This window comes from Thiocapsa sp. (assembly GCF_022340925.1).
Lineage (GTDB): Bacteria > Pseudomonadota > Gammaproteobacteria > Chromatiales > Chromatiaceae > Thiocapsa.
In genome coordinates, this window is the sequence record NZ_JAJDNA010000054.1 from 35,353 (window position 1) to 48,496 (window position 13,144).

At 69.5% G+C, this 13,144-nt stretch carries 13 protein-coding genes and 1 pseudogene; 2 read left to right on the top strand and 12 right to left on the bottom strand.

Going from position 1 to position 13,144, the window contains the following annotated elements; genetic code table 11:
- Positions 1 to 190: 190 nt before the first annotated feature.
- The 9 genes from LJE61_RS07425 to LJE61_RS07465 all read right to left on the bottom strand — a co-directional run bounded on the left by LJE61_RS07425 (position 191) and on the right by LJE61_RS07465 (position 7,999).
- Positions 191 to 2,521, bottom strand: a complete 2,331-nt coding sequence (locus LJE61_RS07425) for a proton-conducting transporter transmembrane domain-containing protein (protein WP_296917905.1) — start codon at positions 2,519 to 2,521, stop codon at positions 191 to 193.
- A 72-nt stretch (positions 2,522 to 2,593) separates the two neighbouring features.
- Positions 2,594 to 4,093: a proton-conducting transporter transmembrane domain-containing protein gene (locus tag LJE61_RS07430; protein ID WP_296917907.1), complete on the bottom strand. Its 1,500-nt coding sequence runs from the start codon at positions 4,091 to 4,093 to the stop codon at positions 2,594 to 2,596.
- The gene (locus tag LJE61_RS07435) at positions 4,090 to 5,583 is read right to left on the bottom strand and encodes a complex I subunit 5 family protein (protein ID WP_296917909.1); all 1,494 of its coding nucleotides are present in this window, start codon (positions 5,581 to 5,583) and stop codon (positions 4,090 to 4,092) included. Before LJE61_RS07435 ends, LJE61_RS07430 begins: the two co-directional genes overlap by 4 nt.
- Positions 5,576 to 5,869, bottom strand: a complete 294-nt coding sequence (locus LJE61_RS07440; RefSeq protein WP_296917911.1) for an NADH-quinone oxidoreductase subunit K — start codon at positions 5,867 to 5,869, stop codon at positions 5,576 to 5,578. The genes LJE61_RS07435 and LJE61_RS07440 overlap by 8 nt, the downstream gene beginning before the upstream one ends.
- Positions 5,866 to 6,546, bottom strand: coding sequence for an MnhB domain-containing protein (locus LJE61_RS07445; protein ID WP_296917913.1), 681 nt, complete (start codon positions 6,544 to 6,546; stop codon positions 5,866 to 5,868). The genes LJE61_RS07440 and LJE61_RS07445 overlap by 4 nt, the downstream gene beginning before the upstream one ends.
- On the bottom strand, positions 6,543 to 6,833 hold the full coding sequence (locus LJE61_RS07450) for a DUF4040 domain-containing protein (protein WP_296917914.1): 291 nt from the start codon (positions 6,831 to 6,833) through the stop codon (positions 6,543 to 6,545). Before LJE61_RS07450 ends, LJE61_RS07445 begins: the two co-directional genes overlap by 4 nt.
- Positions 6,830 to 7,126 (bottom strand): monovalent cation/H(+) antiporter subunit G, encoded by a 297-nt coding sequence (locus tag LJE61_RS07455; protein WP_296917916.1) that lies wholly within the window; start codon positions 7,124 to 7,126, stop codon positions 6,830 to 6,832. The genes LJE61_RS07450 and LJE61_RS07455 overlap by 4 nt, the downstream gene beginning before the upstream one ends.
- Entirely contained in the window at positions 7,123 to 7,389 is a 267-nt protein-coding gene (locus tag LJE61_RS07460) for an MrpF/PhaF family protein (RefSeq protein WP_296917918.1), read from the bottom strand. The genes LJE61_RS07455 and LJE61_RS07460 overlap by 4 nt, the downstream gene beginning before the upstream one ends.
- Positions 7,382 to 7,999 carry a Na+/H+ antiporter subunit E gene (locus tag LJE61_RS07465; RefSeq protein ID WP_296917920.1) on the bottom strand — a complete coding sequence of 206 codons (618 nt, stop codon included), beginning with the start codon at positions 7,997 to 7,999 and terminating at the stop codon, positions 7,382 to 7,384. Before LJE61_RS07465 ends, LJE61_RS07460 begins: the two co-directional genes overlap by 8 nt.
- A gap of 466 nt (positions 8,000 to 8,465) precedes the next feature.
- Between LJE61_RS07465 and LJE61_RS07470 the strand changes: the two genes are divergently transcribed.
- Positions 8,466 to 9,242, top strand: a complete 777-nt coding sequence (locus LJE61_RS07470; RefSeq protein WP_296917922.1) for a DUF502 domain-containing protein — start codon at positions 8,466 to 8,468, stop codon at positions 9,240 to 9,242.
- 32 nt (positions 9,243 to 9,274) lie between these two features.
- Here the strand turns inward: LJE61_RS07470 and LJE61_RS07475 are convergent.
- Positions 9,275 to 9,397 (bottom strand): annotated as a pseudogene (locus LJE61_RS07475) (lyase family protein); the annotation flags it as partial.
- 95 nt (positions 9,398 to 9,492) lie between these two features.
- On the opposite strand from LJE61_RS07475, the gene LJE61_RS07480 reads away from it, so the two are divergent.
- Entirely contained in the window at positions 9,493 to 10,119 is a 627-nt protein-coding gene (locus LJE61_RS07480) for an MlaC/ttg2D family ABC transporter substrate-binding protein (RefSeq protein WP_296917924.1), read from the top strand.
- Positions 10,120 to 10,191: 72 nt separating this feature from the next.
- Here LJE61_RS07480 and LJE61_RS07485 read toward each other — a convergent pair whose 3' ends face one another.
- Together LJE61_RS07485 and LJE61_RS07490 are read right to left on the bottom strand one after the other, a co-directional pair.
- Positions 10,192 to 12,006 carry a polyadenylate binding domain-containing protein gene (locus tag LJE61_RS07485; protein ID WP_296917926.1) on the bottom strand — a complete coding sequence of 605 codons (1,815 nt, stop codon included), beginning with the start codon at positions 12,004 to 12,006 and terminating at the stop codon, positions 10,192 to 10,194.
- On the bottom strand, positions 12,000 to 13,144 hold a 1,145-nt coding region (locus LJE61_RS07490; RefSeq protein WP_296917928.1), incomplete at its 5' end, for a hypothetical protein. The genes LJE61_RS07490 and LJE61_RS07485, both read right to left, overlap by 7 nt.

A 13,144-nucleotide genomic window follows, 5' to 3' on the forward strand; every position in this document is an offset into this window, starting at 1 on the left:
CGCGCCCTGTGAACCGAGCCGCTGGACCCCTCTCGCTCCCCTCGCCGGCGCCTGACAGTGCCATCAACGTGCCTTGGCCGGTGCTCGGTTCCCTGCTAACCTGCCTGTCCAACCCGTCCTCAGGCGATCCAGACCGCGAAACCGGGATGCGGGGGCGGCGAGTGGTCAGGAAGCGGGATATCGAGGGCGCTCACGGAGCTGGTCCTCGGATCGGGCCGGGGGTCGGTGGCGCTTCGGCGCCGGCGGACCGCAGACGCTCGAGGATCTCGAAACTGATCTCGCCGCCCATGATCAGGCCCTGGTCGACGGCAAAGGCACGCAAGGCCGTTCGGGTGCGCGGACCGATGAGCCCGTCCACGGGCCCCGGGTCGAATCCCCGATCGCGCAGGTGGAGCTGAACCAGCCGGACCAGTGCGTTGGTGAGCGGTGGGGCGGGGATCGGCTCCGGACCCGCAGGACCGATACGGCAGTCGGTCAGGAACAGGGTCGTGGCGATCTCCGGGTGACCCAGCTCGAACGGGCGGGCGGGGTCGCACGTCCCGACAAGGCCAATCTGCTCGGGCGGGGCCTCCTTGGCCTCGCCCTCGGAGCCCTGGTTCACCGTTTCGTCTCCCCCGGGCGCGGTCTGCTCCCCGCCCGGTTCTCGCGGTGCGGCTTCCTCCGGCACGAGCTCCTCCGGCACGAGCTCCTCCGGCTCGGGTTCCTCCGGCTCGGGTTCCTCCGGCTCGGGTTCCTCCGGCTCGGGTTCCTCCGGCTCGGGTTCCTCCGGCTCGGGTTCCTGCCGTGGCGACGTCTGCGGCAGCGACTCGCTTGGCCCAACCCGCGTGCTCGCGTCTTCATCGCTTCGGTCCATCCGCGGAGCCGAGAAACCGAGTGCCATCAGCAGGGCCAGGATGCCGAGCCAGGCGACCCCGGCCGTTGGCCAGTCCCCCATTGCACTCTCCGCGTCACCGGAGCGTGAACGCAGCGCCGTCAGGGCAGCGGCCGCCCGCGAGACCAGCAGCCTTCGGGCCCGGCGCGCTTGCCGGCGGGTGATCTCGACGGTGAAGCGACCCACCGCGAGCACTGGACCCGCCAGCCTGAGCAGATCGCCGGGCGGGACCCGGCCGACGAGGGGTGACAGCAGACCGGGCTTGAGCCTGGCCACCAGCGCGACGGCGCCGGACAGCGCGAGACCGATGACGACGGGCAGGGCATTCGTGAGCCAGGCCTGGGCGGTGCCGAGGGTCAGGGAGTAGACGACGGTCAGGGCGATCAGCCCGCCCCAGGCCAGCGTGCCGGCCGCGTAACCGGGCTCGGGGTGCGGGGAGAGACGCCAGACGACCCACAGGAAGCGCGCCATCAGCAGGGTCGTGGCCGCGGTGCTGAAGGCCACGACCTGGGTCAGCCAGGACCAGTCGGTGCCGGCCAGTATGGGTTTGATGCCGAATTTCGCGACTGCGCCGCTGGTCGGGGGCAACCCCGCGATGGTCAGGGCGAGCAGGGACGATCCGGCGAGGATGAGCCCCTGGAGGGGTGCGTGCAGGCGCAGGCCCACGCCGAGGAAGAGCCCCCCCTTCGTAAGCCCATGGTGGACCGCGTACAGGGTCAGGGCGAGGATTCCGGCCGGTGCCAGGCCGGGGTCGAGCAGCAGCAGACCGAGGGTCAGCGAGAGCAGGCCCATCTTGCTCACGCTCGAATAGGCCAGGATCACCTTCGGGTTGGCCTGGACGAGACCGACGGGGATGGCGAAGAGGAGGCTGATCAGCCCCATGAACACCAGCAGCAGGCCCCAGCCGACCAGGGCCTCCTCGCCCACGGGCAGGAAGCGCAGCCAGCCGAGCAGCGCGACCTTGATCATGGCGCCGCTCAGCACGGCGCTCGCCGGCACCGGAGCCGCCGGGTGGGCCAAGGGCAGCCAGACATGCAGGGGCACCAGCCCGGCCTTGACGGCGAGCCCCAGGATCAGAAGGCCGATCGCCAGGTTGCCGAGGCCGGTGAGCTCCGCGGGCTCCGGCGTCATGGTCCCCGTGTGCCGGGCGATCATCACGAGCGCAACGAACAGGGCCATCTCACCCGCCAGCGCCATGGCGAGGTAGACGCGCCCGGCGCGCAGGGCGTCTGCGTCACCCTCATGGACCACCAGCCCATAGGACGCGAGGCCCATGAGCGCGAACCCGAGGTAGAAGCTCGCCAGGTCCTGGCCCAGGATGAGCCACAGGTTGCCCGCCATCGCCAGCAGGAAGAAGACCCGGAAGCGCCCCGCGTGGGGCCCGTCGCGCATCACCGGGGCGGCATAGATTCCCGCGGCGAGCCACAGCACCGAGGTGAAGGCGAGGAAGAGCCGCGCGACCTGGTCGCTACCGAGGCTGGTGCCGAGCAGCAGCCAGGGAAGCTCCAGACGCGCATCGTCGGTGAGCAGCAGGGCCGCCGCGAGTCCCGGCAGGGCGGCGAGCGCCGGCACCCACCAGGCGCGGCGCCAGGGGACGATGGCGGCCGCACCCAGCGGGACCAACCAGGGGAGGACGAGGAGCAGCCCCATGGGATCCATTCCCGCCCTAGACCCCGGCGCCCGAGCGGGGGTAGGCCGCCCAGGCCGCGACCGGCGGAGCGCTCACAGTCCGTACTCCCGCCGGGCGATCAGCTCCGCCCACTCGAGCGGGCTCACCGGAGACGCGGCGAAGAGGCCCGCGGCGAGCGAGAGCACGGCCGTCACCACCGGAGGCCACAGGAGCGGGGCGCTGGTCTCCAGGCGGGCGGCTGGGATGTGTTCATCCGGCCACCGCGCGGGCGGCTCCCTGAACCAGGCCCGGAACAGGATCGGGAAGAAGTAGGCCGCATTGAGCAGGCTGCTGGTGACCAGGATCAGGAGCACCCAATCGCTGCCCGCCTCGGCCGCCCCGAGACCGAGGTACCATTTGCTGACGAATCCGGCCGCCGGCGGCACCCCGATCATCCCCAGGGCCCCGGCCGTGAAGGCCAGGGTGGTCAAGGGCATGCGCCGCCCGACGCCGTCCATCTCGCTCACCCGGTCAACGCCCAGGGTCTCGGCGTAGTTGCCGGCGCAGAAGAACAGGGTGATCTTCATGATGCCCTGGTGGACCAGGTGAACCACCCCGCCGATGGTCGCGATCGGGCCGAAGACGGAGGCGCCGAGGGCGATGTAGGAGACCTGGCTCACGGTCGAGTAGGCCAGTCGTTTTTTCAGCCCGTCCTGGGACAGGGCGCGAATGGACCCGTAGACGATGGTCACCGAGGCGAGCACGGCGAGCAGCCCGAGCACACCCATGGACTCCGCCACCGTGACCCCGTAGACGTCGTAGACCACGCGCAGGATCCCGAACGCCCCTGCCTTGACCACCGCAACCGCGTGCAGCAGGGCGCTCACCGGCGCGGGCGCCACCATGGCCTGGGGCAGCCAGCCATGCAGGGGCACCAGGGCCGCCTTGACGCCGAGCCCGCCGAGCAGCAGCAGAAAGACCAGGGTCAGCTGAACCGGGTGATCGTCCACCAAGCCCCCCAGCATTCCGCCCTGGGTGAAGGTCACCGGGCCCGCCAGGGCATGCAGCCAGGCCGCCCCAACCAGCAGCAGGGTGCCTCCGGCCAGGGTGTAGGCCAGGTAGACGCGCGCACCCTTGATGGCGTCCGGGGTGCCGCGATGCGCCACCAGCGGGTAGGTGGCCAGGGTGAGCACCTCATAGAACACCACGAACGTGAACAGGTTGCCGGCCAGGGCGAGCCCGACGGTGGCCGAGACGCACAGGCTGAAGAAGCCGAAAAAACGGCTGCGGTTCGGAGAGTGCTCCAGGTAGCCGATGGCATAGATGGTGGTCACCAGCCACAGCACGGTGGACAGCGTCACGAAGAGGACCGAGAGCGCGTCGGCGCTGAACACCAGGTCGAGGCCGGGCGCCAGGGTCAGACGGCTCTCGAATACCCGCCCCTCGTAGACCCCCCAGATCAGCCAACCCACCAGGGCGAGCTTGACCAGCGCCCCCAGCATGTTGAGGCCGGTGCGCAGGAGCTGCCTGTCCTCCCTGAGCAGGAAGATCAGCAGGCCGGGCAGCAGCGAGCTGAGGACGATCGCCGCGGGCAGCCAGGCATCCAGGATCATGGCGCCGCCTCCGACGGGTCGGTGGTGGAGGCGAGCAGATCCCAGAGGGGCTCGGCGGTCATCCCCAGCGCCAGCACCGCGACCAGCGCCAGCATCAGCCCGGGGAGTTGCAGGGCGAGACCGATGGCGTTCGCGCCCGGGCAGCCGCGAGGGTCGATCGGCGGGGCATCCCCGTGACGGGGGGCGGAGGCGAAGGCGTGACCCAGCACGCGGAAGACATAGGCGGCCGCGAGCAGGGTGCCGGCCATGATCACGGGCACCCAGGGCCATTGGCCGAGGTCGATGGCGGCGGTGAGCAGCATCCACTTGGCGGTGAAGGTGCCGCTCGGCGGCAATCCGATCAGGGCGACGCCGGCGAGGGCCACGCCCAGGGTGACCACTGGGAGCGCCTGGGTTGCGGCGCTCAGCTCGTCGATTCGGTCATGTCCCGCGGCCTTCTGCAGGAGACCCGCGCACAGGAACAGGCTCGCCTTGGCGAACCCGTGGGTGAGGGCGAGCAGCACGGCCGCCCCCAGGAGCTCGGTGCGCGCGGTGCCTGCGGGCAGTTCCGCGAGCAGGGGGAAGAACAGGAACAGATAGCCGAGCTGCGCCACCGTGGAATAGGCCGCGAGCAGCTTGAGGCGCTCGGCCCGCAGCGCCCGCCACGCCCCCCAGATGACGGCGGCCGCGCCGAGCAGCCCGAGCAGGAGGGCCGCCGAGGCGCCGACCACCGGGCCGAACAGCTCGAGCCATAGTCTCAGCACCAGATAGAAGGCCGCCTTGACCACCAGGGCCGAGAGGGCCGCGCTGACCGGCGCGGGGGCGTTGGCGTGCGCGGGGGGCAGCCAGAAATGCATGGGAAAGAGCGCCGACTTGAGGATCAGGCCGCCGGTCATCAGCGCAAAGGAAACCCAGGCGACCGGCCCGGCGCGGAGCTCCCTTGCCGCCTGCTCGAGGTCCAGGGTCCCCAGAGCGGTGTAGATCAGCGACACCCCGAGCAGGTAGGTCATGGAGCCCAAGAGCCCGACCAGCAGATAGCGCAGGTTCGCCTCCACCGCGGCCCGCTGGCCGGTCAGCGCGCCGAGGCCAGCCGCCGCAAGGCCGAGCAGCTCCAGGGTTACGTAAAGGTTGAACAGGTCACCGGCGAGGAAGAGCCCGTTCAGGGCGGCCCACAGGAGCATCCACAGGGGCCAGAACCGCGCCTCCAGGACCGAACCGCGGAAGTAGCCGGGGGCGTAGAGGCTCACGGCGAGCGCCACCAGGTTTGCCATTCCGAGCAGCGCGGCGGCGAGCCCGTCGGCCCGCAGCAGGATGCCGAGCGGTGCGCCCCAGCCCCCCAGCGCGGATACCTGCACCCCCTGGTCGGCCACCAGCACCATCACCATCAGGGCCGCCCAAACCGTCGGGAGTGCGGCGGCCAGGCCCAGGGGAACAGCGAAGCGGGGCAGGGCGACGGTCGCCACCGCCCCGAGCAAGGGCAGGGCCACGCTGAGGGCCAGCCAGTCAATCACGGTCCTGCTCCCCGGCGGACCCTTCCAGGCGCTGGCCGAACGCCACCGCCAGTGCGGTGGCGCTCACCGCCACCACGATCCCGGTCAGCACCAGAGCATGAGGCACGGGGTCTGGGGGCGCGTCCAGTCCTCGATATCCCACCGAGATGAGCAGATGGAACACGCCGGCGCCCATCACGTTGAGGGCGACCAGCTTGCGTAGCAGCGGGGCATGGACGAGGAACGACCAAGCGCCTAGCACCACCAGCGCCAGTCCGGCCGCGGCGTAGATCAGGTGAGCGGTCATCGGGTCACCCCGTCGCCGCTGTCCGTCGGATCCGCGCGTCCACCCAGGTAGGCCGCGGCCAGGGTTGCTCCGATGGACAGGGTGGCGGCGGTCTCGATGACGAGAATCAGCCACTTGGCGAGATCGAGCGGGTACGTCAGGAAGCCGTAGCCCAGCGCCATGAGCGCCACTCCGCACAGGGTGAAGATCAGGACCCCCAAACCGATCGTCACGCGCAGTAAGGCCTCCGGGGGAAGCCCCGCAGCGGGATAGCCAGCCAGGCGCAGGGTCACCCCAGCCGCTCCAAGCAATGCGCCTGCCTGGAAGGCGCCTCCCGGAGCGTGGCCGCCGACCCACAGCATGTAGCCGCCGGCGATGATCAGGAGCGGCACGATCAGTCCCACCAGGGCCCGCAGCACGGCGCCCGCCGGCAGGAATCCCGGTGAGGCCTTGCCCACCGCCCAGATCCCGAGAATGGCCGCGAGCAGGACCGCGAGCTCGAGCAGGGTGTCGTAGGCCCGGAAGTTGAGCAGCACGGCGGTCACCGGATTGGTCACTCCGCTCTCCGGCACCCGCGTCGCGGTCAGCTCTGCCAGGCGGTCCCCGGTCGGCCCGGAGAACGCGTTCCAGAACGCCCAGGCAAGCACGACTGAAAGCACCAGCACCAGCGCAGTGATCGCGGCCTCGCGTCGCTTCATCGACCCGCTTCCTCTGGTGGGGCCGGGCTCGGCGCGGCATCCCGCTGAATCAGGGCGCGCCTTGCGGCCGCGAGCATCAGCGCGCCGCCCAGGCCCGCACCGATGGCCGCCTCGGCCAGGGCCACGTCCGGGGCGCGCAGGCGCGCCCAAACCAGCGCGAGGAGCAATCCGAAGGCGATGAAGAGGATCACGGCCTGGCGGGGCTCCCGGCGGGTGACGGTCGCCCAGGCGAGCGCGACGACCGAGATCGACAACAGGCCGTCGAGAGCGAGCAGGAGCGCGCTCATCGGGCGTCCTCACCGTCTCCGCGCAGGGTCCGCTTCGCCACCAGATGGGCGGCGGTCGCCCCGGCGGCGAGCACCAGCAGCCACACCAGCACCAGCTTGGCCCCGGGGAGCAGACCCCCTGTATGCGGCAGCAGCCCGAGCACCACGAGGCTGAGTCCCAGGTTGTCTGCCTTGGTCAGGGCGTGCAGACGGCTCAAAGGGTCAGGAAGGCGCAGCAGGCCCACGGTGCCGGCGATGAAGAAGAACAGCCCGAGCCCGATGAGCGCGGCGGATATGCCTTCGAGCAGGCTCATGCCTCCTCCGCGGCGCATTCCGCGCGGCGGGTGAAGGCGACGATGGCGACCGCGGCCAGCAGGGCGAACACGAGGGCGACGTCGACCAGGGCGGGTACGCCTATGGCCGGGCCGAGGAGCAGCAGGACACCGATCCCCGAGGTCCCCATGAGCTGGACAGCCATCATACGGTCCGAGGGTGTCGGACCCCACAGAGCCCGGAGCAGACCGGTACTCATGGTTGCGAGAAGCACCAGGGCGGCGGCGACTTGGATCTCAGGCACGGACGGGGTCCTCCGGGGGCTCAGGGTCTCGAAAGGTGGTTCCAACGCGCATCGGTCTTGCTGACGTGGGGCCGCGGGCGTCGGCCTGTTCCGAGAACAGGGCGGCCACCCGCCGTTCCAGGCGAGCCAGCTCGCCGTCAATGTCGGCACCCCGATCGAGGGCGTGAATGGTCACCGTCCGCCCCCTTAGATCGGCGCTCAGCGTCCCGGGCAGGAGGCTGACCAGGTCGACGAAGAGGACCCTCGCCGCCGGCGTTCTCAGGCTCAGACAGTAGTCGTGGTAGCCCGGCTCGACCCGAACGCGCGGGCCAAGCACGCGTGAGGCGACGTCGAGCCCACCGCGAACGGACTCGACCGCGAAAAAGGGCAGGAAACGCAGGACACCCCAGGGCGACATCCGCGGACCGGGGTGCTGGGCAAGCCGCCAACTGGCCCAGGTGGCGACCACGACCGCGGGGATCCCGATGATCGCCGAACCGGCCTCGGTGCCCGCCAGCACGACCCAGGCCCCGGTGAACAAGAGTGCCCGCCAAACGACGGACAGTGCCATTGCCAGGCGAGCGGGCGACTGGGGTGATGTCTTGGACGCTGAGCTGGTATCTGCAGTCATGTCGCCTCGTTCGGCGTTGTTTGGCATCAGCAGGTCTCAGGTTTGGGGGCAGCGCGTCCGCGATCTCGCCGGGCCGTTCGCCGCCGGCCCTGGTGCGCGGGAGTCGGGGAGAATTGAGCGCGTTCAACCCCTGGCGGCATGATCGGGGTCCGACCCGATGGATCTCAACGGAGCGTCTCGCCCGAACCGCGGTTCGAGAAAAAAGCGAAGGATCCGTCAGCAATTTTCGAACAACCGTTTCCCGCCACTTGGATCCACCTGGGAAGTTGCAGGAAAAACGATTTAAATCAGAAAGTAAATCGCCGGTTTTCGGGAAAGGCGCTGGACTTCGTTCGGCATTCGCGATGGCTGCGAGTGTCCGGAGCGAGGGGTCGCCGCAGGGCAGGCGAGCGGCGCGGAGCACTCGTCTTGGGAAGCGACGCCGGCGACGCAATCTCGCTTCTAACATAGAACCCCCGAAATTGCCATGGCAACCAAGATTCGAACGAACCTGCTGACCGGGATGGTGACGCTGATTCCCATCCTGGTCACGGTCTTCATCTTCAAGTTCTTTCTCGATCTGCTCTCGGATATCGGTCGGCCGAAGGTGATCATCCTGGCCAATGCGGTACGTCCCATCTCCCCCGAATTCGCCCGCTGGCTGATCGAAGTGCCCTGGCTCTCGTCCGGGCTCGCCGTTGCGCTCACCCTAGTGATGTTTTACGTGCTGGGTTGGGCGATGTCGCGTCTGGTGGGCCGGCAGATGCTGCGCGTCGTGGAAGACTTACTGCGCCGGATCCCCCTGGTCACGACCATCTACGGGTCGACCAAAAAGCTGATCGAGGCCTTTCAGACGGATTCCGGCAAGGCCCAGAGGGTCGTCCTCATCGAGTTCCCCCATGCCCGTATGAAGGCAGTCGGTTTGGTCACCCGGACCTTTGTCGACGAGGAGACCGGCGAGGAGCTCGCGGCGGTCTATGTGCCCACGGCGCCCAACCCCACCGGCGGCTACCTGGAGATCGTGCCGGTCGCCGAGCTGGTGCCGCTCGACTGGAGCGTGGACGAGGCGATGACCTTCGTCATCTCCGGTGGCACTACCGCCCCGGAGAACATCCGGTTCGGCCGCGGTACCCGGGGTGAACCTGGTTCGGCGCCCCGCGCCAGCTCGGTCACGGAGTTACGGCAGACGGGCGTGCTGTCCTGTGGTGCCCCGAATCTCGATGCCAAGGCCGGTCTGAAGCCCCAAGGAGGCAGCGCGGCCTAACGGCCATATAGCCAGCAGGACGGGGCGTTCGCACCGGCCATGGCCACCGCGGCGTCCAGCCCCATGACCTGGACACATGCCATGCCCACGGCCTCCGGGATCACCGGATTGATCTTGCCGGGCATGATGCTGCTGCCGGCCTGCAGCTCGCGCAGCCGGCGGTACAAGGACCGGGGCGACCCCTTCGCCGGACGGCTGCTCGAGGTATACCCTATACACCAAACCGAACCAGCCGATCGGGATGCACCTGATGACCTCAGCCAAACACCGCGTCTTGTGGGCCGCCATCCTCCTGCTCCAATACGCGATTCTCTTTCCGGCGACGGCGCATGGCGCCCTCAACGAGCCCCAGCGGATCATCCAGCAGGTCTCGGACGGGTTGATGCGGGTTCTGCGGGAGGATCGAAACCTGCTCAAGACCGACCCAGGCTACGTCTATCGCCTCGTCGACGAGCTGTTTCTGCCGCATGTGGATCTCCCGCGGGTCACGGCCCTGGCGCTCGGCCCCTATTGGCGGGATGCGACGCCCGAGCAGCGACGGGTGTTCCAGACGGAGTTTCAGCGGCTGCTGATCCAGACTTACGCCTCTGCCCTGGATGCCCTCAGCACCTGGGAGATCCGCTTCCTGCCGATGCAGCTGGAGCCAGGCGCGACGCGGACGATGGTTCGCACTGAGATCCGCCAGCCTAACGGTCAACCTGTCCGGGTTGACTATCGAATGGCCTTGACCAACGGACGCTGGCGCGCCTATGACGTCGCGGTCCAGGAGGTCAGCCTGCTTGCGTCCTACCGCAGTCAATTCACCGCGGTCGCCCAGCGCCGCGGGATTGCGGGTCTGCTCGAGGAGTTGAGCGCCCGGAACGAGACGCGGCGCTGAGCGCCTCGACCCCCGCAGGGTCTGCGGGTGGGCCGTCTCGGTGTCCTGACGGTCCGGGCCCAGGGCTCGCGCTCACGTGCCCGGATTGAGCGCAGGCAGTGCCGCGCGTTTGATCCGCGCCCGGCGGGTCGCGCGGCGCAGCATGCCGGCGCCGCGTCCGACCTGGCGGGAAAAGTCGTGCTTCCATCGCGCGAAGTCGAGCGGCTGGCGGCCATAGAGGGCAGCGTCCAGCTGCTGCATCAGGCGCGTCAAGGTCGCTCGATCCGCGCCGGGGCGCAGACTCAGGATCAGTTTCGTCAGGTTGGGTTGGGTGGCCTCACCCTGAAAACGCAGGCGGCTGCGCGCATCCGCCTCGAAGCGCTCGCACCAATCGACGGGGTCGGCGGCGCGGTTCGCGTGGCGCACACACAGCAGGAAACGACTGCTCGGCGGAAGAGCTGCAGCCGCGGCCGAGCGCGCCCGTGCGATCAGAGGCGCGGGGCGCAGGCGCGTCGCGAGCCGATCCCGGAGGGAACCCAGCAGGGAAGCTGCGGACCGGAGTCCGTCGGTCAGCTTCGACGCGAGGCCGGGTGCGACGCGACCCGGGCGCACGCCGTAGATGACCCCAGCCCAGTACCCGATCAGCACGAGCAGGAGCCCGATCAGGGGAAGCGATACCAGGCCCCATCGATCCCCCGCCGTCATCGAGGCCGGCATATTGAACGGCCCGCCGGCGCCGCCGATATTCAGGGTCCGCATCGGCAGATGCGCGACCTCTCGAACACCCAGCTCCGTGTTCCACCAGGCGACACTGATCTCCGGGAGGATGAGCCGACCGGCGGACTGGGGCACCAAGGTGTAATATTCCGTGCGGCGGCCAACCAGGTCTCGGCCGTCTGGGCCAAGGCCACCCTCGGTCAGGACCTGCTCGCGGTAGACGCGCAGGTCCGGGTTGGACAGCTGATCTTCGAGGCTGGGCAGCTGGGCGGCTGTACCGCCGACGGCGGAGACCTCCAGCGCGAGGGTCACGGGCTGCCCCGGCACCAGCGTCTCCTCTCGGTCGATGCTTGCTTTCAGGCTCAATGATTTCAACGGCAGCCAGGGAATGACCGCGCTCATGGCGGGGCGGACCTGGAGCTTGATCGGACGATCGGTCACCGCTTCGAACCGCTGCAGCGCCCCGCCGTAGCCTGGAACCGTGCCCTCGACCTTGATCGCAGGGATCTCCAGACTGCCGGGCCTCAAGGGCACCAGGCTGATGACGAACGTATTGACGATCTCGCGCCGACCGGCCGCGGAGACCCGCGAGCCGGGTGTCGGCCCCTCGAGCCGCTTGAGGAGTGCGTCGCCGGTTGACGGCAGCTCGAGATTCGCCTCTCTGGGATTGTCGCTGGTGATAAGCTGCAGGCGCACCAGCAACGGCTGCTGCAGATAGGGCTCGGGCTCGTCGACTGTCGCTTCGAGCCGGGCCGGCGTGGCCTGCGTCTGGTACTGGCCGGGATACTGCCCGGGGACCTGGCCCTGAAACGGCGAATAGCGGGGCGGCCAGCCCGGCGGATAACCGGCGGATTGCTGTCCGGGTCCATATCCCTGGGCGTCCTCCGGCTGGTAAGAGGGAGGGGTCCCTTGGGCATTGCTGGGGGGTTGCGGGCGGAACTGCCAGGGGCCTTGCTGCGCCGGAGGTTGTCCGTATGGAGCACCCGGCGGCTGGAACGACTGCTGTCCCGGCGGTCCGTAGGGCCAGGCGACCAGCTCCGCACTCAGTGAGCCCAGGACGAAGCCGACGACCAACCCGAGGGCCAGCCTCGTTCGCGAGATCCGCCGCGAAGCGGTCCGGCGAATCGGGCCAGGCGCTGGGGCGCTGCCCGACGGGGCGGGCATCCGCGCCTTGTCGAGGCGGCTCACCACGGGCGGTTCTCGAGCAGGGGCACGCCGGCGTTCTGCATCCATCGCAGCTCTTCCAAGCGATATTGGTTGCGGATCAGGAGAGAGGGATCGCCTTCCACCTGCCTGAGCCGCTGCTCCAAGACGGCCATGCCCGCGCCCAGCATGGGTGCGCCATCCAGCGCGCCTCGCTCGCCCGACGCGCCTTCCTCGAGTGCCGCGCCCGACTCCTGACCGAGTTGATCGAAGCGCTCGACCGCGTCGGTCTGCCCTTCCTCGGTCACCGCGTCGGGTGGCTTGACCTCGGCCGGACCGGGGGCACCCGGACGACGAGCGCTTCCGGTGGTGCCCTCCGACTGAGCATCCTCGGCCTGTTCGCGACCCGCATCCGCGCCGGATGCGTCCGAAAGGCCTTCTTCGCCCCCCTCAGACTCATCCCCTCCGTCCGCCGGCGTCTCCGACTCGGGACGGACGCCTGCCTCCTCGCCCTCCTCTTCGGGGCCTGGGGCGGACTCTTGCTCATTGGCCTGGTCCTGGTCTGGCTTGTCGCCAGGGCGATCATCCTCCGGGGCGGTTTCGCCGGTCTCCTTTGAGGTATCCGGGGGGCCTTCCTCCTCGCCGGTGCCTTCGGCGCGGTCGTCCCCCTTGTCCCCATCCGGCTCGGATCCGGTCTCGGCCGCAGATTTGGCGTCCGGCTTCGTCCGATCCTCTGAGTCACCGCGATCGGTCTCATCCTCGCCCTGATCCTGATCACCGGCAGCGGACTCGGCCTTCTCTTCGCGACCGGCGCCGGTCGTCTCGGCCTCATCGGTTCCGCTGCCTTCCCTGTCCTCACCTTCTTCCCGACCGGAAGCCGACTCGGCGGTGTCCTTGCCTGCGCCCTCTCCCTCCTGATCGGCTTCACCCTCGGTGCCGGTCTGGTCTTGCCGCCCGGCGCCGTCCGACGATTGATCCTGCGAGCCCGTGTCCTCGCCTTGCTGCTGGCCCGACCCTTCCCCCTCCGAGTCCTGCTCCTCGGACGACTGCTGCTGGCCGGACTCCTGCTGCTCGGACTCTTGCTGCTGGCCGGACTCCTGCTGCTCGGACTCTTGCTGCTGGCCGGACTCCTGCTGCTCGGACTCCTGCTGCTCGGACTCCTGCTGCTCGGACTCCTGCTGCTCGG